This is a genomic window from Cytobacillus solani, from assembly GCF_001420595.1.
In the GTDB taxonomy this organism is placed as follows: domain Bacteria; phylum Bacillota; class Bacilli; order Bacillales; family Cytobacillaceae; genus Cytobacillus; species Cytobacillus solani.
This window is the reverse complement of the sequence record NZ_LJIX01000006.1, coordinates 1,809,291-1,832,032: the sequence shown is the minus strand read 5'-3', so window position 1 is coordinate 1,832,032 and position 22,742 is coordinate 1,809,291. Positions and strand designations below refer to the sequence as shown.

Below are 22,742 nucleotides of genomic sequence, written 5' to 3'. Positions count from 1 at the left end.
CTATTCCCGTTTTCACAGAATAAAGCCCCGTTTCGAAACGGAGCTTTAAGAATACCGTATTTACTGTCCACAATTACCTAAAAAATAACCTAGGTAATAATGGACAGGAAATACGAATTTTTTAGTGCAGTGAGGGCATGTAGCCCTCACTGAAAAAGTTTAATTGTATCCCTAGATTATTGTTTCGCTTGTATGTAGTTAACAGCATCACCAACTGTTGCAATCTTTTCAGCGTCATCATCAGAGATTTCCATATCAAACTCATCTTCTAATTCCATTACTAATTCTACAACATCAAGGGAATCAGCGCCAAGATCATCTTTAAATGAAGCTTCAAGCTTAACCTCTGATTCTTCAACACCAAGACGGTCTACGATAATCTTCGTTACGCGTTCTAATACATCTGCCATACTTATTCACCTCCCCTCAAGACATTATAGAGTATTTTTAACAATTAATAAATGCTCCATAATCAATTTTATAAAGCAAATGTTTAACAAATTTGACCAGCATTTTAATTCTGTCCTTACATCAACATTCCGCCATCAACATGAAGGGTTTGCCCTGTCATATATTTGCTGTCTTCAGATGCTAGAAATACAACAACATTCGCAATATCTTCTGGCTCACCGAATCTAGCTAATGGAATTTGCTTTAGCATTTGATCCTTTACGTCCTCAGTTAGCTTATCTGTCATATCAGTCGTAATAAATCCTGGTGCAATTGCATTAACCGTTATTCCGCGTGATGAAAGTTCCTTCGCCGTAGTCTTTGTAAGTCCAATTACACCAGATTTTGCAGCAACATAATTCGCTTGACCCGGGTTCCCGCTTACGCCTACGATGGATGAAATATTAATAATTCGTCCGCTGCGCTGCTTCATCATTTGTCTTGTAACTGCTTTTGTACAAAGAAAGACGCCTTTTAGGTTGATATTGATTACATCATCCCATTCTTCCTCTTTCATTCTCATAAGAAGATTGTCTTTCGTAATTCCAGCATTATTGACTAGAATATCAAGCTTTCCAAAAGTGTCTATTGTAGCCTTTACCATATTAGCTACAGACTCGCTATTCGAAACATCGCATTGAACAGCGATAGCATTTCTCCCTAGCTCTTTAATTTCAGCGACTACTTGATTTGCCCTATCCTCGCTGCCTGAATAATTAACAACAACGTCTGCTCCTTGCTTCGCAAGACCTAGTGCAATTTCTCTTCCAATTCCGCGAGAAGCACCAGTTACAAGAGCAATTTTCCTCTCTAGCTTCATTGACTTTCCTCCTTTAAAGACTCAGTAACCTCAATACAGGTTTCTTTATCCGAAACAGCATAAATTCGCACCTTTTTATCGATTTTCTTTACTAAGCCAGAAAGAACCTTCCCTGGTCCAATTTCAATAAATGTATCGACACCTAGGGAAATCATTTTTTGAATAGAATCTTCCCATAAAACAGGGGAATATAATTGTTCAATTAATCGGCTTTTTATCTCAGCTGATGAAGACATTTCAGTAGCAGAAACGTTTGCAATTACTGGAATGTTTGCATCATTTACAGAAATTTCGTTAAGGATGCCTTTAAATTTTTCAGCAGCAGGCTTCATTAGCTCTGAATGAAAAGGACCACTTACAACCAAAGGCATTACCCGCTTGGCTCCTGCTTCCTTTGCTTTTACTGATGCAAATTCGACCCCTTTTTTTGAACCAGAGATAACAATCTGGCCAGGGCAATTTAAATTGGCTAATTGAACAGGGTGTCCCTCATTAGTAATTTCTGACGTAACACCAGCCAGATTGTCACGGTCAAGTCCTAAAACAGCCGCCATTGATCCTTCTCCATTTGGAACTGCCTCTTCCATAAATTCGCCTCTTTTTCGAACAGCATACACGCCATCCTCAAAAGAAAATGCCCCTGCAGCAACAAGTGCCGTATATTCACCAAGACTATGTCCTGCAACATAATCTGGTTGAATTCCAGATTGTTTAAAATACTCCAGGATCGCAATACTAGTCGTTAAAAGGGCTGGCTGCGCATTTGTTGTTAATGTCAGCTCTTCCTGCGGACCTTCAAAAATAAGGGCAGAGAGCGGAAATTTTAGTCTATCGTCTGCTTTATCGAAGATAGACTTAACCGTTTCATCCATTTCAGCTAAAGATTTGCCCATTCCAACAATTTGTGAACCTTGTCCCGGAAATAGAAATGCTATTTTTCCCATTTCAACTCTCCTTTTTCAAATTTATTTTGAAGCTTCCTTTTCTACTGCTTCTTTGATCGTTTGAGACACTGCGTTTTCAACCATGTTTCTTGTTTGTTTTACCGCACTATATAATGCATTCGCATCAGATGAACCATGTGCTTTAATAACTGGTGCCTTTAAGCCAAACAACCCTGCACCGCCATACTCTGAATAATCCATTTTTGATTTTAATTGAGCAAGATCTGGTTTCAGAACAGCTGCAGCCATTTTGCTTTTTAAGCTGCTAGTAAGTGCTGTTTTCATCATTTTAAAAACTGATAGTGCTGTCCCTTCGATCGTTTTAAGGACCATATTTCCAGTAAAGCCATCTGTCACTACGACATCTGCCACTCCATCCAGCAAATCACGTGCTTCCACATTGCCAATAAAATGAATATTTGCTTGCTTTAACAGTTCAAAGGTATCCTTAGCTAGCTCATTTCCCTTTTTCTCTTCCGTTCCGATGTTCAATAGACCAATTCTTGGATTAGATACCCCACGAACCTTTTCAGCATAAATGGAGCCCATAATCGCGTATTGCAGCAGATGCTCTGGCTTCGCATCCACGTTTGCACCTACATCAAGAAGTAAAAATCCCTCTCCACCGATTGTTGGTAATGTCGGTGATAATGCTGGCCGTTCAATTCCTTCTATCCGTCCGACGACAAAAAGACCTGCAGCCATTAAAGCTCCTGTATTCCCAGCTGAAATACATGCATCTGCTTTACCATCTGCTACCTGCTGAGCAGCAAGAACCATAGAAGCTGTCTTCTTTCGCCGTACTGCTCTAACAGGTTCATCCGTTGGCAAAATGACTTCATCTGTATGTAAAATTTCAATTCGTTCATCGGATGTTAAATATTGTTTTATTTTTGATTCGTCTCCAACAAGGGTAATGTGAATATCTTTATATTCACTTATCGCTTTCATTGCACCAAGAACAATTTCCATTGGTGCATGGTCACCGCCCATTGCATCAATTGCTATTTTCATATATCTATAACTTCCTTTGTTATTAATTTGAAGGAAAATCTAAGACCTGTGTCCTGCTTCAGAACGGAACATATCAAATTCACCTTTAAAGACAAGTTCATTATTAACAAAGCTAGTCACTTCTACAATCGTTCTTCCCTTTTCTGTATCTATGTTGACTACCCTTGCCTTCGCAATTACCCTTTCATTTTGTTTTACAGAGCGGGTAAATTGGATATTTGCTTTGGCAGTTAATGCAAGTTCATCATTCATTAGCGCAACCGCAAGCGAATTTGCCTGAGCAAATAAGTGATGACCTCTGGCAATCTTGTTTCTTCTAAAAACATGCTCTTCTTTAATATCCAGGATGGATATTGCTGTTTTATCTAGCTCTATATCTATAATTTCACCGATTATTTCTTCTATCGGCAATGCACGAACTTCATCATCAAATCTTTTTTCAGCGACATTTTTTATACGTTCGCGCAATTCAGGGATAGATAGCTCAAGCCGGTCTAAGCGAATGGTTTGGACACTAACCATAAACTTTTCCGCAAGCTCTTCGTCCGTAACAAAAGGATTCTCCTTTATTGTTGTGCTTAATAATGCCTGCCGTTCCTTTTTATTTCTTTTCATTTAACACACCGTCCGCGATATTAAGACTAGGTACTAATAGTAGTATATAATTAAGAATCGCTTTAATCAAGCTTTTCTCCTTCTAAAACACCTGATTCCTTCAAATAATTTCTTAAATACATATATTCAGAGGAATGCCAAAACTCATTTGACTGGATCATTTGAGCAGCATCATTCCTTGCCGTTTCTAAAGCGCGATAATCATGAACCATATCTGCCACTTTAAATTCAGGTAGACCACTTTGTTTTTTACCAAAAAAGTCTCCCGGGCCTCTTAGCTCAAGATCTTTTTCGCTAAGCAGAAATCCATCATTTGTATCTGTCATTATTTTCATCCGTTCCTTACCAACTTCTGATTTAGGATCAGCAAGTAAAATACAGTAGGACTGCTCACTCCCTCGTCCCACTCTCCCTCTTAGCTGGTGAAGCTGAGCAAGTCCGAATCTTTCCGCATCATAAATGACCATCATTGTTGCATTTGGGACGTTTACGCCTACCTCAACAACTGTAGTTGATACAAGCACTTGTTTTTCATTTTGACTAAACGCCTTCATAACCGCTTCTTTTTCATCTGGAGTAAGTCTGCCATGCATGAGTCCGATTGCATACCGTCCATTAAAATAATGTGTTAAGTTGCTGTGGACATCAATTGCATTTTGAACATCTAATTTATCTGACTCTTCAATAAGGGGGCAAATGACATAAGCTTGATGACCCGCACGCAGCTCTTTTTCCACAAAAGCAAGGACGCGATCCAGCATATCAGGCTTTGCCCAATACGTTTCAATAGTCTTTCTTCCAGCTGGCATCTCATCAATTATCGACACATCCATTTCACCAAAAACAGTGATCGAAAGTGTCCGTGGAATTGGCGTAGCAGTCATAAATAGTATATCAGGATTTTCGCCCTTTTCCCTTAAGACTCTTCGCTGCTCTACCCCGAATCGATGCTGCTCGTCCGTGATCACAAGTCCAAGATTGTAAAATTCGACTTCATCCTGAATTAATGCATGCGTTCCGATTAAAATATCGATTTCGCCTGCCTTTAATAGTTGCAATATTTCTTTTCGGCGTTTCCCTTTTACAGAGCTAGATAATAACTCACAACGAAGCTGGAACGGTTCAAGCATCGCCTTCAGTGATTCCATATGCTGTTCTGCGAGAATTTCCGTTGGCACCATCAATGCCCCTTGAAACCCAGCTGTTATACTTGCATACAGAGCTATTGCTGCAACAGCCGTTTTCCCTGAACCAACATCCCCCTGTAAAAGCCGATTCATCCTAAAAGGAGATTTCATATCAGTAAGAATTTCATTCACTACTCGCTTCTGAGCATCTGTTAGCGAGAATGGAAGAGACTGTAAGAATGACTGAAGCGATTCAAGGTTATAGTCTTGAGCAATTCCTTTTGTATGGTCTCTTTCAAATTTTCTTAATGCCTGCATTTTTAACTGAAAATAAAAAAATTCTTCATATACAATCCGGCGTCTTGCTTGCTTAAGCTCTTGCTGGTCAGTTGGAAAATGCATAATTCTTATGGCTGTTCTTCTATTTAAAAGCTTGTAGTTTTTTAAGAATTGCTCAGGCAAGGTTTCTACAATAAACTCACCAAATTGATTGAAAGCTAAATTAATAAATCGTCTTAATCCTTTAACCGTTAGCTTTCCCTTTACTGTATATACAGGTTCAAAATCCTTAGACTTGGTCTGTGAACCAATATGTATTTCACTTGCCGTTATCGTTTGTCGATGCTGATCCCATTTTCCTGTTATCGACACTGTTTCATTAATCGCAATCTTATTTTTCACATAAGGCTGATTAAATAGCACAACCTGCACAAGATATCTTCCAACAAGTACTCTTACGGTCAATCTTGATCGCTTTCTTCCATAATAGACGAGAGAAGGCTCGCTATGGACCTTCCCTTCAATAGTAATTCTTTCATCGTGCTTTACATCAGCTAAATCACGAAGGCGATAATCTTCATATCGATATGGGAAATATTCCAGCAAATCATTAACGGTCCGTATCTTCATTTCACCAAGAATTTCTTCTGTTTCTCCACCGATTCCTTTAATGGCTGTTATGGACTGATTTAAGATTTCATTCACGATCCTTTAGCGGAAAAGACCATATCCGCCATACCCTCCCTTTCATTTTTTTCATGACAAAAAAGAAGGGGATCCCCCTTCTTTTCACATCACTTATTCGATCGCAAAAATGAATGCATACAGCGGCTGCTTCCCATCATGCACTTCAATTTCTACATCTTCATATTCATCTTCCACGAAGCTAACTAGGGCTTGAATGTCTTCATCAGTGGAATCTTCCCCTTTTAAAATGGTTAAGATTTCTGAATCAGCATCAATCATGTTCATTAATAAATCTTTTGCCGATAGGACCTTATCTTTATTTTTAACAACAATTTTTCCTTCATTAATACCCATGAAATCATTCTTTTCTATTTCAAGTCCATCAATGCTCGTATCTCTAACAGCAAAAGTTACTTGACCTGTTTTCACATGCTGTAATGCTTCATTCATCACTTCTTCATTTTGTGATAATTCCGCTCCTGGATTGAAAGCAAGCAATGCTGACATTCCTTGTGGAACAGTCTTCGAAGGAATAACAATCACTTCTTGATCAGACACCTCAGCTGCCTGCTGTGCAGCCATAATAATGTTTTTATTATTAGGAAGAATAATCACTTTTTTAGCGTTAACTTCATTTATTGCTTTAACAATATCCTCTGTACTTGGATTCATTGTTTGGCCACCCTCGATAACAGCATGTGCACCAATACTGCGGAACAAATCAGCAATTCCACTTCCCATTGAGACGGTTACAATTCCATATTCTTGTTTTGCTTTTTTTAATTCATTTTCAGAAACAAGCGGTGTTTGTACTTCATCTACCAAATTAGAATGCTGTTGACGCATATTTTCAATTTTCATGTTAATCAGGCTGCCGTAACGCTGACCGTATGTTAAGCAATCTCCTGGCTGTTCAGAGTGAATATGTACTTTAACAAGTTCTTCATCAGCAATAACTAATAAAGAATCTCCATACTTGCTTAAATCCTGACGGAACTTTTCTTCAGTAAATGGATTATTTGCAAGCTTTCCACTTTCAAATTTCACCATAAACTCGGTACAGTAACCGAATTCAATATCCTCAGTATTCATAAAGCTATGGACATTTTTATGGTGCTCCGCACTAACTAGCTCATCCATTTTTGGAAGAGAGGCAGGTGTATCCGGCAATTCTTCTCCTTTTAATTCGGCAAGAAAACCTTCGTATACGAATACGAGTCCTTGACCTCCACTGTCAACTACTCCTACTTCCTTAAGGACAGGCAGTAAATCAGGTGTACGGTTTAAAGAAGCTTTTGCCTCTTTCACTACCTCATCCATAATAGCGATGATATTATCTTCATTTTTTGCTATTTGGACTGCCCTTTTAGCGGCATCCTTTGCGACTGTTAATATTGTCCCTTCAACAGGCTTCATTACTGCTTTATAGGCAGTTTCAACCCCATTTTGAAGTGCTGCAGCAAACTCTTTGCCGTCTATTTCTGATTTTTGTTCAATCGCTTTTGAGAATCCGCGAAATAACTGAGACAATATAACACCTGAATTTCCACGCGCTCCCATCAGCAAACCTTTCGAAAGCGCTGACCCTACTTTACCAATATGCGGCTGAACATTATTCTTTACTTCCTTAGCACCTGAAGTCATTGATAAATTCATATTTGTTCCTGTATCACCATCAGGAACAGGGAAAACGTTAAGTGCATCTACCAATTTCGCATGAACGGATAAATGGTTCGCACCGAGTATAACCATTTCGGCAAATCGTTTTCCGTCTAAAACTTTAATTGACACAAGTCTTTCCTCCTCATTACGGGTTCGTAACACGAACACCCTGAACGTAAATATTGACCGACTCGATGGCAAGGCCAACTGTTTGATTAAGCGTGTATTTTACTTTCGATTGAACATTATGAGCAATCTCGGAAATTTTTGTTCCGTAACTAACAATAATATACATGTCGATATGTACTTCATCGTTTTCTTGGCGAACAATTACACCGCGGGTAAAATTCTCTTTACGCAAAATTTCTGTTAAGCCATCTCTTATTTGTTGCTTAGAGGCCATACCAACTATACCATAGCAGTCAACAGCCGCTCCACCTGCAAGCGTAGCAATCACGTCATTTGAGATATCAATTTGGCCGAATTTCGTTTTAAGTTCGATTGACATATTTCTTTCCCCCTTTAAAATTGTTCTACCCCTATTTTTGCTCCAAGAGCTATAACTTTCGAAGCAGCTTATCCACACACCTTAAAATATTTTACTATAAGTACATTTATTTTGAAAGCTACAGTCTATCTTTTTATTATAGCTTATTCAATCATAGTGTATGTCAAGGTTTTTTTCTTGAAAGTCAAGTATTGCATTAAAAATGGTTGTATGATAAATTATTAAAGTATCTTTTAATGTCTAAAAATAAGTTTTGCTTTTTTTAACATTAAATCACTTTGGTCATCTAACATGGCAAATGATTCTTAAAAAAGCTTTTAGCTTATGTGTTAAGGAGGGAAATGAATATGCCACGCAAATGTGTTGTAACTGGTAGAAAAACAACTACAGGTAATGCACGTTCTCATGCTATGAATGCTAACAAACGTACATGGGGTGCTAACCTTCAAAAAGTACGTATCCTTGTAGACGGAAAACCGAAACGTGTTTGGGTTTCTGCAAGAGCGCTTAGATCTGGTAAAGTAGAACGCGTTTAATTACGTGTCGGGACATCCTTATGGGATGTCCTTTTTCTATAGTTAAGCGGAAGCGCCTTGGCCATCGCCGCACAAACGCAGAAGGGCCGGTTCTTTCGATAAAGGAAACACGAAGAGCGATAGCGAGTCGATGTTGACTTATCGTAGGGAGGGGACCTGAAGTTTGATAGGGGATAGGACGCTTAGGCTAGACAATTCTCAATTAAAAAAATAAAGCACCTTTAACAGGTGCTCTTTGCTTCATGTAATGGTTCAATTTTTCTTGAAGGTCCCTAACATTGCACGGACAATTCCGCCTAAAAACTTTGGCAATTTAATGGTATAAAATCTCATTACTCATGTCCCTCCTCGATCTCACACATCCATCTTCACCATTCATCATATTCAAAATAAATAGATAAGTACTAATCATTTTTTCAGACCTAATCATTACTTCTTACAACCATTAATATGCCTTTTGAAAATGAAAAATGACCACAATCGTGAATAAGTTCATTACTTATGCATAAAGTGGAGCCTAAAGGGATCTGGCGGTCTACTAATGGATATTTAAAGCCCTCAAGTGTCATACCGTTAACTTCCATTGTAATGGGCAAGAATGAAATGTATTTAAAGCCTGTAATTTTCTTTATTGGATACTTTCCTGGCATTCGAAGAAACACAATATTTTTTTTGTCGATTATTTCCACCTGTATTTGCTGATCTATTTGCAATGGTTTCATAAGTAGTTGAATGTTTGCGATAAAATGATCGACTCTGCCTCCTGTTGCTCCGAAAACTCTAATTAAGTCAGGTTTTTGTTCAATCGCCCAATCCATCGCCAGTTCCATATCTGTTTCATCTTTTTCAGGCATGAAGCGGTTCAATTCATCAACATTTTGCTCGATTGCATCCATTTCCTCAACTGTAACGGAGTCGAAATCACCAAAAGCAATCGTCGGTTTCATTCCAATAGATAGAAGTGTAAAGACTCCTCTATCGACTCCCACCCAAATATCTTCATCTGTTTGATATCTTTCTAGATTTGGCAGTAATTCATTCGGTCCACCAGCCAATATATTTATATTCATTATTTCGACCACCTTATAAAGACTATTAAAAAAACTAAGCATTCGCCAAGTCCTTCCGGCGAATACCTTAGTTTTTCTTATGCGTTACTATAAGCAGGAAATTTATTGAACGTAGAATATCACCTTAATACGTTAACAAATTTAAATTTTCCTACTAGCTAAAAAGAAGTCAGCTAGTGACAGCTGACTTCGAATTAATTAAGTATGGTACTGCCTTTAATTGCTGCAATTGCCTTCGCACGATCCTTTTGATTGTATACGGCGGAACCAGCCACAAGCACATTCGCACCTGCTTCAATACAAAGCTTTGCCGTCTCTTCATTTACCCCGCCATCTACTTCAATTTCAATATTCAATCCTTTATCATCTGCCATCTTCTTCACAGCAGCAATTTTTCGAAGGACAGATGGAATAAACTTTTGACCGCCAAAACCAGGATTTACTGTCATCAGCAAAACCATATCAACATCTTCAATAATATCTTCAATCATCTGAACAGGTGTTGCCGGATTTAATACTACTCCTGCTTTCACACCAAAAGACTTGATGTAATGAATCGTGCGATGAAGATGTCGACAAGCTTCAACATGAACGGTAATATAATCGGCTCCGGCCTTCGCGAAAGACTCAATATACTGGTCTGGATTCTCAATCATAAGATGCACATCAAGAGGAAGCTTCGTCGTGGGCCGAATCGCTTCAACAATTAAAGGTCCGATTGTAATATTCGGAACAAAATGCCCGTCCATAACATCGACATGAATATAATCGGCTCCTCCTCTTTCAACATCTTTAATTTCCTCCCCCAGCTTGGAAAAATCAGCAGATAGTATGGAAGGGGCTATCTTCACCATAGTTAGTACCTCGGCTTTCTGTCTTTTATTTCTTGCAAAAATGTCTTATAGTGTTCATACCTATAGGATGGGAGTTCCCCATTTTCAATAGCAGCCTTAACTGCGCATTTTGGTTCTGCCATGTGAAGACATCCCCTAAATTTACATTCCTCACTCAGCTTTTCAATATCTGGGAAACAAAAGTTAAGATCAGGAATCTCTATATCCATAAATTCAAGGGAGCTAAACCCTGGAGTATCAGCTACTAAGCCTTGTCCAACTTTAATTAGTTCCACATGTCTTGTCGTATGCTTCCCTCTCCCAAGATGGGAGGAAATATCATCCGTTCTTAAATCTAAATCTGGATTAAGCGCATTAAGGAGAGAAGATTTGCCAACACCTGACTGTCCTGCAAAAACTGAAATTTCCCCCTCCAAATAAGGGAATAGTTCCTTTACTCCTTCTTCTGTTTCAGAAGAAGTTAAGAGAACGTCATAGCCTGCCTTTCGATAGTCCTCTGCATAGTGCTGTATCTCCTTATTTTGTTTCGCATTTGTTAAATCCATTTTCGTTATACAAATTATCGGCTTAATATGATTAAACTCTACTAATACAAGAAAACGATCAAGAAGGGCAGTGCTGAAGTCAGGCTCGACAGCAGAAAAAACGAGAATTGCTTGGTCTACATTGGCAATTGGCGGCCGAACAAGTTCATTCTTCCGTTCTTTTACTTCTAAAATATATCCTTCTTTATCATTTTCAGCTTGGAAAACAACTTCATCACCGACTAGCGGGGTTATTTTATTCTTTCTAAAAACCCCTCTACCACGGCATTGCACGGTCTCACTCTCATTCAATACATAATAAAAACCGCTTAATGCCTTTATGATTTTGCCCTCAGGCATAGCAACACTTCTTTCTATTATTATTCAGGATATGGTACTTCCTGCTGGTCAATGACAGTATTATCTCTTCTAACTTGATATACTGCTTTCTGCCCGTGTTGAATCTCAAGCTCTAATCTAAATTTTCTCGTTTCAGTAATGTACTCTGTTATAAAAGGATCGGTTATGCTTTGATTCATATCATTAACATAAATCTGTACTTCCTGTGGCTGGCCCTCTATTACAGGCTCATATGGAACGGTTACCTCAATAAATACTGTTTTCGGAGGGATTTCCTTTTTTCCTTTAGATATAACCACTTTAACTTTGCTTCCCTTTGAAACTTGCGAACCTGCTCCAGGTTCTTGCCTGATAACAAGGCCTTCCGAAACAGTGTCATGGTATTCTTCCTTTCCATACTCAATAACTACACCTGTAGATTTTTCATATGCCTCCAGCCCTTTTTTATTATACTCTCTTAAATCTTCTAAAGTGATAGGCTTCGGTCCCTTACTAACAGTAAAAACCAATTCAGTATCCTCTGGGACAACAAGCTCTCCTTCTGGCTTGCTTTGTTCTAATATGGTACCTGCAGCTTCACTTTCATCATTCACTTCTTCTTTCACGATCTTTTTGAAGGTATTCCTCAGCAATCGATCCACATCATCAAAAGATTTGCCTACATAGTTTTCAAGTTCATATTTTTCTTCGCCTAAACTTTCATATAGGTCAATTTTTGCTCCTTCTTTTAGAACGGTACCAGCCTTAGGATCAGTTTTAATTATTAACCCTTCATCTAATTCATCATCATTAATTGAAATCGTCTCACCAATACTAAATCCAGCTTCTTCTAGCTGCTTAATAGCCTCATCAGCCTTTTCTCCAGTTAATTCAGGTACAGATATTTCATCCGGTGCCAATATATCAGGAAGAACAAAGACCACAAAAATGCCAAGGATAATTAAGGCAAAAAAAGTAGAAACTAAGATGGTTGGCCATTTTCTTCGTTTTTTCTGATCTTTTTTTACTTTCTTCTCTTTCTTTGGCGGCGTATCCTGAGGAGAGTGATTCCCTTTCATGTCCTTATCACGAACGACCGTTTCCTCCATATTTGAAAAGGAATGGTTGTCTGTTATGATCGGAATCGCCTTAGTCGCGTCATTATCAATTGGAAAAATTAATTTTTCCTCATGAATTCGTTCAGGCTCAAGTGCTGTTCTTATATCTTCTTCTACTTCCTCTACACTATCATAACGATGAAATGGATCCTTAGCAGTTGCTTTGAAAACAATATTTTCGACACTTTGAGGGATCGATGGATTCCATCTCCGTAGTGAAGGCGTTTCAGATTGCAGGTGTTTAAGTGCAATAGATACTGCGGATTCGCCCGAAAATGGCAATCGACCAGTCAGTAATTCAAACATCACGATTCCTAACGAATAAATATCTGACTTCCGATTGGCCATTCCGCCTCTTGCTTGTTCGGGTGACAAATAATGCACAGAACCTAACACAGAGTTCGTTTGTGTAATACTTGTTGCACTCAAAGCCATTGCTATTCCAAAGTCTGTAATTTTCACATTGCCAAACTGGTCAATTAATACATTATGAGGCTTAATGTCTCGATGGATAATATGATTTTGATGAGCATGAGAAATGGCTGATGTTAATTGCTTCATAATATCAAGCACTTTGTCTAACTGAATCGGACTGTTTTGCTGTATGTATTGCTTTAATGTTTGTCCATCCACATATTCCATCACGATATAGTAGATCGAATCTTCTTCTCCAACATCGTAAATACTAACGATATTCGGATGGGCTAGACTTGTTGCTGATTGTGCTTCACGATGAAAACGGCGAATAAACTCCTCATCATTAGCAAAATCTAGTCGAAGCATTTTAACCGCTACATCACGATCTAGAATCATGTCATGGGCTAAATAAACATTAGCCATTCCACCCCCGCCAATGCTTTCAAGAATTTTATATCTACCGCTAATTCTTTTTCCAATCATCATAAGCCATCACCAGATTTACTACCATCCAAAAACTCAACAATGACTAGGGTTATATTATCTTCACCGCCGTGGTTATTAGCCAATTCAATAAGAGTAGAAGCCTTATCATCCAAGTCAGTCTCACTTTTAAGTATGTCGATCATTTCAGCCTCAGTCACTTTATTTGAAAGACCATCAGAACATAATAAGAGCAAGTCTCCATCTTCAAAAATAATCGTTTTAATGTCAATGCTCACAGATTCTTCTGTCCCCAATGCTCTTAAAACGACATTTTTCATTGGATGATGTTCGGCATCCTCTTTTGAAATTTGTCCCGTTCGAACTAGCTCATTCACAAGCGAATGGTCATCCGTTAATTGCTGAAAACCCATTTCATTTAAAATATAGCATCTGCTATCACCAATATTGGCTACACTTGTAAAACGATCGGTACATATAGCAGCAACCATTGTTGTCCCCATGCCTTCGCATTCAGATACCTTCTTTGAATGGTCATGGATAAGGATATTCCCTTGTTCAATATTTGTTTTTAGCCATTCTTCCGCCTCATCAGCGGTTTGGATTTCTTCTGTTTCTCCCCATTGCTTCTGTAAATGTGTCAGTGCCATTTCACTTGCCACATCACCAGCGCGATGGCCACCCATGCCATCTGCTACAATGGCAAGGCGCTGACCGCATTTATTCGTAAAAACTCCACCGTTATCTTCATTATGCTGACGAATTCTTCCTCGGTCTGTCCTATAAACAGCGTTCATCTTGTCACCTCGTCTCCTCTTTTCGCTCCTTTGCACGAAGTTGTCCACATGCTGCATCAATATCATGACCCTGTTCTCTGCGAACAGTTACATTAATGCCATGATTTTTCAACGTTTTTTCAAAATTAATAATCTGCTCCCTCGGTGTTCTTACATAATCTCTTTCAGGAACATAATTGACAGGGATTAAATTCACATGACACTTCAACCCTTTAATCAGTCTTGCCAATTCTTCCGCATGTTCAACCTGATCATTAACACCGCCAAATAATCCATATTCAAAGCTGACACGTCTGCCTGTCTTATTTATATAATAGCGTATGGCATCCATTAAGTCAGGCAATTTATACGCACGATTAATAGGCATTAGACGACTGCGAAGCTCTGTATTTGGTGCATGCAACGATAAGGCAAAATTAATCTGCATGTTTTCATCGGCAAATTTATAGATTTTCGGGATAATTCCACTTGTAGAAACAGTGATATGACGTGCACCAATATTCAAGCCCTTATCATGATTAATAATTTTTAAAAACGAGAGCATATGATCAAAATTGTCAAACGGTTCGCCAATTCCCATAATTACAACCGAGCTTACACGCTCGTCAGTCTTATCAAGAGCCTGCTGTACTTTTACGACCTGTGCAACAATTTCTCCTGCTTCTAAGTTGCGTTTTAATCCGCCTAATGTAGAAGCACAAAACGTACAGCCAATTCTGCATCCGACCTGTGTTGTCACACATACAGAGTTTCCATAATCATGCCTCATTAATACCGTTTCAATCGAATAGCCATCATGAAGCTCAAACAGAAATTTAATTGTTCCATCCGACGACTGCTGCTGGATGATCGTTTTTAAAGTTGTTAAGGTAAAAGCTGATTCCAGCCTATCTCTTAACTGTTTTGATAAATTTGTCATATCTTCAAATGAAGTGACCCTTTTGGTATAAAGCCAGTCAAAAATTTGCTCAGCACGAAATGCTTTTTCATTATTCTCTTTGAGCCATTCTTTAAGCTCCTGCAGTTGTAAAGAATAAATGGAGGGTTTTTGATCTATCGTTGATTGTTTCATAGCTGTTACTTGTTCCATTCTTACACCTTCTTTCTTAAACAGGCTATATAAAAGCCATCCGAACCAATATCTTGTGGTAAAATTTGAAGCTCAAATCCATTAACTAATGGACGAATCGCTGCAGGCATCCGATCCTTTATCGTAAGATCCTCTTCAAAATCTACATCATTTTTTAAAAAGGACTCAACTACAAGCTGATTCTCTTCCCTATCAACTGTACAAGTACTATAAACTAGAATACCACCTTTTTTCAACAAAGGGGAAACAGCTTTTAATAAGTTTAACTGTATCGATGATAGCTGCATTAAATCTTCTTCTTTTTTCGTATACTTCATATCAGGCTTCCTTCTCATGACACCAAGGCCAGAGCATGGAGCATCAAGCAAAATACGATCAAATGATTCCTTCTCAAAATATTCTTGAACCTTTCTGCTATCAAGTGCACTTGGTTCAATATTAGTAAGCTCTAATCTAGTTGCATTTTCCTTAATGAGCTTTACTTTATGTTCATGGAGATCAAGTGAAATGACTTGTCCAGTATTTTGCATTTTCTCTGCAATATGAGTTGATTTCCCCCCAGGTGCAGCACAAGCATCCAAGATCCTTTCATTTACCTCAGCACCTAATGCATATGCCGCAAGCATAGAGCTTTCATCTTGAATCGTTATATATCCTTCTTTAAAAGCAACCGAGTTTGCAAGATTCCCTCGGTAGCACTTAATTGCCTCTGGTAAAACAGGACTTGCTTCTACTTGGAAACCTTCCTCATTAAGCTTCAGAATGCAATCCTCTTTCGAAATCTTTGTTAGATTCACTCTTGCTGTCTGCAATGGAGCCGTTAAATTGATCTCACACATCTGCTTTGCTTGTTCGATACCGAGCTGGTCGACCCATCTTTTTACAAGCCATAGCGGATGACTTGTTTCAATTGACAGTCTTTCGATTGGATCCTCCAAAGTTTCAATAGATGGCAGACCTTGTCGCTGGATATTTCTAAGAACACCATTGACCATCCCAGAAATCCCTTTATGGCCCTTTTGCTTAGCAATCTCAACTGCCTCAAAAATAGCTGCTCGGTCTGGTATTTTATCTAAATAAACCATTTGATATAAGGTCAGACGCAATAATTGCTTAACCCAGCTTTCCACTTTTTTATTTCCATTTAAAAATGGCTCCAAATAGAAGTCAAGGCTCATTCTCCGCTGCAATGTTCCATAGGTTAATTCCGTAAGCAGGCCAATGTCCTTCTGGTTTATTTCATTTTTCTTAATCGCATTATTTAGAAGGAGATTACTGTATGCCTGATTTTTCTCAATCGTTTCTAACAAATCAAGTGCAGTCTCTCGGACATTTTTCTTCCTCTCTTTCTTCATTGCTCTTCCCCAAGGCAGTCGCCAACTTGAATTTGCGAACCAGCCCCTCTTAAAAATTGCTCGGCTGACATCTTTTTCTTGCCTGATGGCTGGAGCTGAAGAATTTTAATAGCCGTATCATTTCCGGTAGACACGATTACAGACTGTTCATTTAAACCAATAATCGTCCCTGGTACCTTATTGATATGATTATTCGTTTTCTCTGCCCACCAAATCTTAATAACTGCACCATTTAAGGTTGTATAGGCAACAGGCCAAGGATTTAACCCGCGAATGTGGTTATAAATTTCCTCCCCTGTTTTTGACCAATCAATCTTTTCTTGTTCTCTTTTAATATTTGATGCAAAGGTAGCTTCCTCGTCATTTTGAGGTATGGATGTCAATTCCCCTTTTAATAATTTTGGCAATGTTTCAGATAATAGCTGTGATCCTGCAGCACTTAATTTATCATGCAATGTGCCGACCGTATCTGTTTCAGCAATTGGCACTTCAACTTGTGTTAAGATATCTCCTGCATCCAGCTTTTCCGCCATATACATAATCGTAATTCCTGTCTTTTCTTTTCCTTGAATAATCGAATAATGGATAGGTGCGCCACCTCTAAGCTCCGGAAGCAAGGAAGCATGAACATTGATGCAGCCGTATTTCGGTGCTTCTAGCAGCGCCTTTGGCAAAATTTGACCAAAAGCAGCCGTTATGATCAAATCTGGGTCCAATGCCAATATTTTTTCAAGCTCTTCAGGCTGACGGATTTTTTCGGGCTGAAAAACTGGGATCCCGTGTTTTTCAGCTTCTACCTTTACTGGCGGCGGTGTTAACACTCTTTTTCTTCCTACCGGACGATCTGGCTGTGTCACAATCCCAATCACATCATAACCATCTTTTATTATTTGCTGCAGGACAGGAACAGAGAAATCTGGTGTTCCCATAAATACAATCTTTGTCATTCTACTTCCAACCCTTCCAACTCTTCTTTATCCAAATATCTTGTTACCTTCGAAGTGAATAATACACCGTGCAGATGATCAATTTCATGCAATATCGCTCGCGCTAAAAAGTCTTCTGCCTCAAAAGTAAAAAACTTTCCTTTTCGATCCTGTGCTTTTATTTTTACATAATAAGGCCTGCTGACTTCTCCAAATAGATTAGGAAAGCTTAAACACCCTTCCGGCCCTGTTTGTTCTCCGCTCACTTCAAGAATTTCTGGATTCATCATTTCTATCGTTCCATTTTCATCATCTATATCAACGATTGCAGCCTGCATATCAAGTCCAATTTGGGGAGCGGCAAGCCCAACCCCATCAAATTCAATCATCGTATCGTACATATCATTTAAGATTTTTGCTTGTTTTTTATCAAATTGTGTAACAGGCTTGCACTGAACTTCAAGGATTTCTGCGGGAAATTCTACTATTTTTCTGACTGCCAATTTACTTCCTCCTGTATGATCTCTATCCAACTATTTTCAACCATTTACTTCGTATTCATAACCGTTCGGTCAATTTCTACATTAGAATATATGGATTTACATCCACTGAAATTTGCAAACCGCCTAATGAGATTTCTTGTTGATATTGATCGAGTATTTTCTTCATTGCTAGATTTAGCTCTGGTTCCCGTTTGTATTTTATCAAACATTGATATCGATATCTATTATTGATTCTAGGAATCGGAGAAGCGACAGGACCTAAACAAATCGCTTCATTGGAAAGTCTCGATCGAATATATGCGGTAATTTTTTCTGTTATCGACACTGTTTTCATTAATTCTTCATGGCTGACTGTAATGAGGGAGATATAATAAAAAGGAGGGTACTTATGGATTTTCCGCACCATCATTTCTTTTTCATAAAAACGATCAAAGTCCTGTTCTCCTGCAAGTTCTACACTATAATGCTCAGGTGTATAGGTTTGAATAATGACTTCGCCTTCCTTCTCATGCCTGCCAGCCCGTCCGCTCACTTGCGTTAATAATTGGAAGGTTTTCTCCGATGAACGGAAGTCAGGTAAGTGCAGCATCGTATCCGCTGACAAAACACCAACTAATGTGATATTTGGAAAATCAAGGCCCTTTGCAATCATTTGTGTCCCTAAAAGAATATCTGCATGACCTTCCTGAAATTGATCAAGCAGCTTTTCATGTGAACCTTTACGGCTTGTTGTGTCCACATCCATTCGAATCACTTTTGCATGTGGCAAAATTTTAACTAGCTCTTCCTCTACTTTTTGCGTGCCAGTGCCAAAGTACCGAATATGCTCACTACTACATTCCGGACAAGAATTAGGTACATGTGCTTCATACCCGCAATAATGGCATTTCATTCGCTGATTGGCCCGATGATACGTTAGGGAGATATCACAATTTGGACAATTTACAACATACCCGCAGTCTCTGCACATGACGAATGATGAATGGCCTCTTTTATTAAGAAAAAGGACAATTTGCTCTTTTTTTTCTAGCCTGTCCTCGATTTTTTCTAAAAGCAGCCGAGAAAACATCGAGCGGTTACCCTCTCTTAATTCTTCCCGCATATCAATGATTTCAACACCAGGCAACGCTTGATTATTCATCCGATTCGGCATGGAGAGCAGCGTATATACACCCTTTTGTGCTCTTGCAAACGATTCAAGTGATGGAGTTGCACTTCCTAGCACAACTGGGCATTGATGTGTTGCCCCTCGTTTAATTGCGACATTTCGTGCATGATACCTCGGATTATCCTCCTGCTTGTAGCTTGTCTCATGTTCCTCATCAATGATAATAATGCCTAAATTCTCAAATGGCGCAAAGATGGCCGATCTCGCTCCAACAACGACCTTTACTTCCCTTTTCTGAATCTTTCGCCATTCATCATATTTTTCACCAGCGGATAGCCCACTATGAAGAACAGCCACCGCATTCCCAAATCTTCCTTTAAAACGTTTGACCATTTGTGGGGTCAATGATATTTCCGGGACAAGAACGATGGCCTCTCTTCCTTGCTGGAGCACTTTTTGGATCGATTGAAGGTAAATTTCCGTCTTTCCGCTGCCTGTCACCCCGTATAGCAAAAAGGTTTGATGCTTAATCTCTTTTATGGTTTCAAGAATTGGCGTAATTGCTTTTTGCTGATCCGCTGTAAGTGGAAGCGGTTCTGTATGCGAAAACACTCTTTCTCCGAAAGGATCACGATACACTTCCATCTCTTTTTCCTCAAGTATCCCCTTTTGAAGTAGACCCTTAATTGTAGAAGAGGATATGCCAAGTTCAGATAAGAGCTTGCGCAACTCTACTGGAGCATCTGCTTGTAGGAAAAAATCAATGACTTCCTTCTGCTTTGCAGCCTGTACAGGCAAGTTTTCCTTTTCTGCGGCTAATTGCTGCTTTGATCGATTAGTCCATATATGTTTTAATTTTTTCTTTTTCACACGCTCTTTTACTTCATAAATAATTTCTACAGTTCCGTTTGCAACTTCCTTTTGCAATAGGTTTAAACAGCCACTTTTCACTGCTTCCTCCCACGGAATCATTTCATCAAGTCCCAACACAGCTCTAATCTCAGCTGGAAGATTCGTTTCTTCTGCAGACAATTTCAGTTTTTTCTCATATTTTGCTTTTAATGCTGCAGGAAGCATAACTTGAAAAGCGGAAATTTTATAGCAAAGCGTTTCATATGTCAGCCATTCTCCAAGTGCTAATAGCTCTTGATTTAATATCGGTGTTATATCCATTGGTTCAATTAATTCTTTTAATTTGCCAAAGTCTGATTCTGGCTTTACCGCAATAACAAAACCTTGTATTTTTCGAGGGCCAAAGGGAACAATGACTCTCATTCCAGGCTTGACCACTTCAACTAAATGATCAGGTATAACATAATCAAAAGGCCTGTCCGTTTGTTTAGCAGGTACATCAACAATTACACTTGCAATGGTCATTTCATTTCATTCCCTAATAATTGCGAAGCTACATTTAGGATCTTTACAGCTACTTCGTTTTTCGATAGTAAAGGAAGCTCTATTACACTCCCATCTCGCTTGAATAACGTAACAATGTTCGTATCCGTACCGAATCCAGCCCCTGCTGTCTTCACATTATTAGCTACAATCATATCAGCATTTTTCTTTAATAGCTTTTTTTGGGCATATTCAGCAACATGATCCGTTTCAGCTGCAAAGCCAATAAGAATTTGTTTTTTCTTATTTTTACCCAACTCCATAAGAATGTCCGTTGTTCTTTCAAGCTCCATGCTTTCGTCCCCATCCTGTTTCTTTACCTTATGATCATAGCTGTTTTTTGGACGATAATCTGCCACTGCTGCTGTTTTAATGACAATGTTTGCATCACTATATTCCTTCATAACTGCTTGATACATGTCCTCAGCACTTTCGACTTGAATAAGCTCTACTCCTACAGGTGCTGTTATGCTAACAGGACCAGAAATAAGAACTACCTTTGCACCTGTTCGGGCAGCCTCTGCAGCAATCGCATAACCCATCTTTCCTGATGAATGATTCGTAATATATCTGACTGGATCAATTTTTTCCCGGGTAGGACCAGCTGTAATGACGATCTTTTTTCCGGATAGCTTTAGATCCTTAGGGTGGAAAAACATCTCAATATTCTCTACAATTTTCTCCGGTTCCTCTAGACGCCCTTTCCCTACATATCCGCAGGCAAGATATCCTTCTCCAGGCTCAATAAATCGATACCCAAAGCGATATAATGTTTCAATATTTTGCTGAACCGCTGGATGACTATACATGTGGACATTCATTGCTGGGGCTATCCAGACTGGTTTTGTGGCCGCAAGCAATGTAGTCGTAATCATATTATCAGCAATGCCATTTGCTAGTTTCCCAATGACATTTGCCGTTGCTGGTGCAACTAAAATCAAATCTGCCCAGTCTGCAAGGTCAATATGTGCAATAACCTTAGAGTCCTTTTCATCAAATGTATCTGTATATACATCATTTCTTGATAATGCTTGGAACGTTAACGGGGCAACAAATTCACAGGCAGAATCACTTAAGATTACCTTCACATCTGCACCTGCCTGGGTAAGTTTGCTTGTTAAAGCGGCTGCCTTATATACAGCAATCCCGCCTGTTACACATAACAGTATTTTTTTTCCGTGCAGCATTCTATAACCCCCATCTGCTTCTATCATTTTCTCTCTTTTATTATGCAAGAAGTAACGCATTTTTTCACGTTTTAATGTCGAACGAAATAAAAATAACAACCTGAAAAGAGGTTGTTATTTCCGTCAGTTATTCGTAAGATTCGTCCTTTAGTTTAGCAGAAAGACGATAATGAAGCTGATCTGCATTGATTTCCTCAAGTGCCTTGCCCACATTCTTATGTGAAACATATTTGTCTAACTGAGGCTTTGCATTTTCTTGCATTTTTCTAGCTCTCTTTGCAGCTACTGATACAAGTGAATATTTGGAATCAATTTTTGTCATTAATGAATCAATAGAAGGATAAAGCATTTAATCTACCTCCAGCATTTTAATATATCTTGGTTCTACTCGTTCCCTGCGACAGTGTTCAGCAATAACAATGGCCTTTATTCTATCACATGCCCGTTCAATTTGATCATTTTCTACGACATAGTCGTATAAATTCATCATTTCAATTTCTTCTTTTGCAACTGTCATCCGGTTGTTAATTACATCTTCTGTTTCGGTACCTCTAGTAACAATTCGGTTTTTCAGCTCTGACAGACTAGGCGGTACAAGAAAGATAAACAAGCCATCAGGAAATTTTTCACGTACTTGTCTTGCCCCTTGAACCTCGATTTCAAGAAAAACATCTTTCCCTTGATCTAGTGTCTCTCTAACATAGTCAACAGGTGTCCCATAGTAGTTACCGACAAATTCGGCATACTCAAGGAGCTTATCTTGTTCAATTAACGCTTCAAATTCATCGCGTGTCTTGAAGAAATAGTCTACCCCATCAACTTCTCCTTCTCTTGGAGACCTCGTTGTCATTGAAATTGAATATTCAAAAGCTGTATCCGGCTGTGAAAAGATTTCCTTTCTTACCGTTCCCTTGCCGACGCCAGAAGGGCCGGATAAAACTATTAATAAACCTTTTTCCTGCATTCATTCATC

The 22,742-nt window shown here is 38.8% G+C and carries 23 protein-coding genes; 1 reads left to right on the top strand and 22 read right to left on the bottom strand.

Annotated features, from left to right (window positions below; all coding sequences use genetic code 11):
• Window positions 1-176 precede the first annotated feature (176 nt).
• The 8 genes from AN957_RS11005 to AN957_RS10970 form a co-directional block, all read right to left on the bottom strand.
• Window positions 177-410, bottom strand: a complete 234-nt coding sequence (locus AN957_RS11005; protein ID WP_053475633.1) for an acyl carrier protein — start codon at window positions 408-410, stop codon at window positions 177-179.
• 116 nt (window positions 411-526) lie between these two features.
• Window positions 527-1,270 carry a 3-oxoacyl-[acyl-carrier-protein] reductase gene (fabG, locus tag AN957_RS11000; RefSeq protein WP_056684083.1) on the bottom strand — a complete coding sequence of 248 codons (744 nt, stop codon included), beginning with the start codon at window positions 1,268-1,270 and terminating at the stop codon, window positions 527-529.
• The gene (gene fabD, locus AN957_RS10995) at window positions 1,267-2,214 is read right to left on the bottom strand and encodes an ACP S-malonyltransferase (protein ID WP_056684080.1); all 948 of its coding nucleotides are present in this window, start codon (window positions 2,212-2,214) and stop codon (window positions 1,267-1,269) included. The genes fabG and fabD overlap by 4 nt, the downstream gene beginning before the upstream one ends.
• A 21-nt stretch (window positions 2,215-2,235) precedes the next feature.
• The gene (plsX, locus tag AN957_RS10990; RefSeq protein WP_053475630.1) at window positions 2,236-3,228 is read right to left on the bottom strand and encodes a phosphate acyltransferase PlsX; all 993 of its coding nucleotides are present in this window, start codon (window positions 3,226-3,228) and stop codon (window positions 2,236-2,238) included.
• 39 nt (window positions 3,229-3,267) lie between these two features.
• Window positions 3,268-3,843 (bottom strand): transcription factor FapR, encoded by a 576-nt coding sequence (gene fapR, locus AN957_RS10985; RefSeq protein WP_053475629.1) that lies wholly within the window; start codon window positions 3,841-3,843, stop codon window positions 3,268-3,270.
• A gap of 62 nt (window positions 3,844-3,905) precedes the next feature.
• Window positions 3,906-5,954 (bottom strand): ATP-dependent DNA helicase RecG, encoded by a 2,049-nt coding sequence (gene recG, locus AN957_RS10980; RefSeq protein WP_056684078.1) that lies wholly within the window; start codon window positions 5,952-5,954, stop codon window positions 3,906-3,908.
• Between the two features lie 93 nt (window positions 5,955-6,047).
• Window positions 6,048-7,727 carry a DAK2 domain-containing protein gene (locus tag AN957_RS10975; RefSeq protein WP_053475627.1) on the bottom strand — a complete coding sequence of 560 codons (1,680 nt, stop codon included), beginning with the start codon at window positions 7,725-7,727 and terminating at the stop codon, window positions 6,048-6,050.
• A gap of 16 nt (window positions 7,728-7,743) precedes the next feature.
• Window positions 7,744-8,106, bottom strand: coding sequence for an Asp23/Gls24 family envelope stress response protein (locus AN957_RS10970; protein WP_053475626.1), 363 nt, complete (start codon window positions 8,104-8,106; stop codon window positions 7,744-7,746).
• Between the two features lie 347 nt (window positions 8,107-8,453).
• Here AN957_RS10970 and rpmB point away from each other — a divergent pair, with 347 nt between their 5' ends.
• The gene (rpmB, locus tag AN957_RS10965) at window positions 8,454-8,642 is read left to right on the top strand and encodes a 50S ribosomal protein L28 (RefSeq protein WP_053475625.1); all 189 of its coding nucleotides are present in this window, start codon (window positions 8,454-8,456) and stop codon (window positions 8,640-8,642) included.
• Window positions 8,643-8,894: 252 nt separating this feature from the next.
• Here the strand turns inward: rpmB and spoVM are convergent, their stop codons facing one another.
• The 14 genes from spoVM to gmk all read right to left on the bottom strand — a co-directional run bounded on the left by spoVM (window position 8,895) and on the right by gmk (window position 22,733).
• Window positions 8,895-8,975: a stage V sporulation protein SpoVM gene (gene spoVM, locus AN957_RS10960; RefSeq protein ID WP_053475624.1), complete on the bottom strand. Its 81-nt coding sequence runs from the start codon at window positions 8,973-8,975 to the stop codon at window positions 8,895-8,897.
• Window positions 8,976-9,064: 89 nt separating this feature from the next.
• A complete protein-coding gene (locus AN957_RS10955) occupies window positions 9,065-9,712 on the bottom strand; it encodes a thiamine diphosphokinase (RefSeq protein ID WP_053475623.1) in 648 nt (215 codons plus the stop codon).
• A 194-nt stretch (window positions 9,713-9,906) separates the two neighbouring features.
• A complete protein-coding gene (gene rpe, locus AN957_RS10950; protein ID WP_056684075.1) occupies window positions 9,907-10,566 on the bottom strand; it encodes a ribulose-phosphate 3-epimerase in 660 nt (219 codons plus the stop codon).
• A 2-nt stretch (window positions 10,567-10,568) separates the two neighbouring features.
• A complete protein-coding gene (gene rsgA / locus AN957_RS10945; protein WP_053475621.1) occupies window positions 10,569-11,450 on the bottom strand; it encodes a ribosome small subunit-dependent GTPase A in 882 nt (293 codons plus the stop codon).
• A 20-nt stretch (window positions 11,451-11,470) separates the two neighbouring features.
• Window positions 11,471-13,450, bottom strand: a complete 1,980-nt coding sequence (pknB, locus tag AN957_RS10940; RefSeq protein ID WP_053475620.1) for a Stk1 family PASTA domain-containing Ser/Thr kinase — start codon at window positions 13,448-13,450, stop codon at window positions 11,471-11,473.
• The gene (locus tag AN957_RS10935) at window positions 13,447-14,205 is read right to left on the bottom strand and encodes a Stp1/IreP family PP2C-type Ser/Thr phosphatase (RefSeq protein WP_053475619.1); all 759 of its coding nucleotides are present in this window, start codon (window positions 14,203-14,205) and stop codon (window positions 13,447-13,449) included. Before AN957_RS10935 ends, pknB begins: the two co-directional genes overlap by 4 nt.
• Before the next feature lie 4 nt (window positions 14,206-14,209).
• Window positions 14,210-15,295, bottom strand: coding sequence for a dual-specificity RNA methyltransferase RlmN (rlmN, locus tag AN957_RS10930; protein WP_053475618.1), 1,086 nt, complete (start codon window positions 15,293-15,295; stop codon window positions 14,210-14,212).
• A gap of 2 nt (window positions 15,296-15,297) precedes the next feature.
• Window positions 15,298-16,650 (bottom strand): 16S rRNA (cytosine(967)-C(5))-methyltransferase RsmB, encoded by a 1,353-nt coding sequence (rsmB, locus tag AN957_RS10925; RefSeq protein ID WP_056684071.1) that lies wholly within the window; start codon window positions 16,648-16,650, stop codon window positions 15,298-15,300.
• The gene (fmt, locus tag AN957_RS10920) at window positions 16,647-17,597 is read right to left on the bottom strand and encodes a methionyl-tRNA formyltransferase (protein ID WP_056684069.1); all 951 of its coding nucleotides are present in this window, start codon (window positions 17,595-17,597) and stop codon (window positions 16,647-16,649) included. Before fmt ends, rsmB begins: the two co-directional genes overlap by 4 nt.
• On the bottom strand, window positions 17,594-18,079 hold the full coding sequence (def, locus tag AN957_RS10915; RefSeq protein WP_056684067.1) for a peptide deformylase: 486 nt from the start codon (window positions 18,077-18,079) through the stop codon (window positions 17,594-17,596). The genes fmt and def overlap by 4 nt, the downstream gene beginning before the upstream one ends.
• 76 nt (window positions 18,080-18,155) lie before the next feature.
• Complete coding sequence (priA, locus tag AN957_RS10910) at window positions 18,156-20,564, bottom strand: primosomal protein N' (protein WP_053475614.1); 2,409 nt, start codon at window positions 20,562-20,564, stop codon at window positions 18,156-18,158.
• Entirely contained in the window at window positions 20,561-21,769 is a 1,209-nt protein-coding gene (gene coaBC / locus AN957_RS10905) for a bifunctional phosphopantothenoylcysteine decarboxylase/phosphopantothenate--cysteine ligase CoaBC (RefSeq protein WP_053475613.1), read from the bottom strand. Before coaBC ends, priA begins: the two co-directional genes overlap by 4 nt.
• Window positions 21,770-21,896: 127 nt before the next feature.
• Entirely contained in the window at window positions 21,897-22,118 is a 222-nt protein-coding gene (gene rpoZ / locus AN957_RS10900) for a DNA-directed RNA polymerase subunit omega (protein WP_053475612.1), read from the bottom strand.
• On the bottom strand, window positions 22,119-22,733 hold the full coding sequence (gmk, locus tag AN957_RS10895) for a guanylate kinase (protein WP_053475611.1): 615 nt from the start codon (window positions 22,731-22,733) through the stop codon (window positions 22,119-22,121).
• Between the last annotated feature and the right edge of the window lie 9 nt (window positions 22,734-22,742).

What these genes read in the sequence shown, in the direction of transcription:
- rsgA (WP_053475621.1), bottom strand. Translation starts at nt 11,450, where the DNA reads ATGCCTGAGGGCAAAATCATAAAGGCATTAAGCGGTTTTTATTATGTA.
- AN957_RS10955 (WP_053475623.1), bottom strand. Translation starts at nt 9,712, where the DNA reads ATGAATATAAATATATTGGCTGGTGGACCGAATGAATTACTGCCAAAT.
- pknB (WP_053475620.1), bottom strand. Translation starts at nt 13,450, where the DNA reads ATGATGATTGGAAAAAGAATTAGCGGTAGATATAAAATTCTTGAAAGC.
- spoVM (WP_053475624.1), bottom strand. Translation starts at nt 8,975, where the DNA reads ATGAGATTTTATACCATTAAATTGCCAAAGTTTTTAGGCGGAATTGTC.
- fabG (WP_056684083.1), bottom strand. Translation starts at nt 1,270, where the DNA reads ATGAAGCTAGAGAGGAAAATTGCTCTTGTAACTGGTGCTTCTCGCGGA.
- coaBC (WP_053475613.1), bottom strand. Translation starts at nt 21,769, where the DNA reads ATGCTGCACGGAAAAAAAATACTGTTATGTGTAACAGGCGGGATTGCT.
- AN957_RS10970 (WP_053475626.1), bottom strand. Translation starts at nt 8,106, where the DNA reads ATGTCAATCGAACTTAAAACGAAATTCGGCCAAATTGATATCTCAAAT.
- rpoZ (WP_053475612.1), bottom strand. Translation starts at nt 22,118, where the DNA reads ATGCTTTATCCTTCTATTGATTCATTAATGACAAAAATTGATTCCAAA.
- fapR (WP_053475629.1), bottom strand. Translation starts at nt 3,843, where the DNA reads ATGAAAAGAAATAAAAAGGAACGGCAGGCATTATTAAGCACAACAATA.
- AN957_RS11005 (WP_053475633.1), bottom strand. Translation starts at nt 410, where the DNA reads ATGGCAGATGTATTAGAACGCGTAACGAAGATTATCGTAGACCGTCTT.
- rlmN (WP_053475618.1), bottom strand. Translation starts at nt 15,295, where the DNA reads ATGGAACAAGTAACAGCTATGAAACAATCAACGATAGATCAAAAACCC.
- gmk (WP_053475611.1), bottom strand. Translation starts at nt 22,733, where the DNA reads ATGCAGGAAAAAGGTTTATTAATAGTTTTATCCGGCCCTTCTGGCGTC.
- rpmB (WP_053475625.1), top strand. Translation starts at nt 8,454, where the DNA reads ATGCCACGCAAATGTGTTGTAACTGGTAGAAAAACAACTACAGGTAAT.
- fmt (WP_056684069.1), bottom strand. Translation starts at nt 17,597, where the DNA reads ATGACAAAGATTGTATTTATGGGAACACCAGATTTCTCTGTTCCTGTC.
- rpe (WP_056684075.1), bottom strand. Translation starts at nt 10,566, where the DNA reads ATGGTGAAGATAGCCCCTTCCATACTATCTGCTGATTTTTCCAAGCTG.
- plsX (WP_053475630.1), bottom strand. Translation starts at nt 3,228, where the DNA reads ATGAAAATAGCAATTGATGCAATGGGCGGTGACCATGCACCAATGGAA.
- AN957_RS10935 (WP_053475619.1), bottom strand. Translation starts at nt 14,205, where the DNA reads ATGAACGCTGTTTATAGGACAGACCGAGGAAGAATTCGTCAGCATAAT.
- rsmB (WP_056684071.1), bottom strand. Translation starts at nt 16,650, where the DNA reads ATGAAGAAAGAGAGGAAGAAAAATGTCCGAGAGACTGCACTTGATTTG.
- fabD (WP_056684080.1), bottom strand. Translation starts at nt 2,214, where the DNA reads ATGGGAAAAATAGCATTTCTATTTCCGGGACAAGGTTCACAAATTGTT.
- priA (WP_053475614.1), bottom strand. Translation starts at nt 20,564, where the DNA reads ATGACCATTGCAAGTGTAATTGTTGATGTACCTGCTAAACAAACGGAC.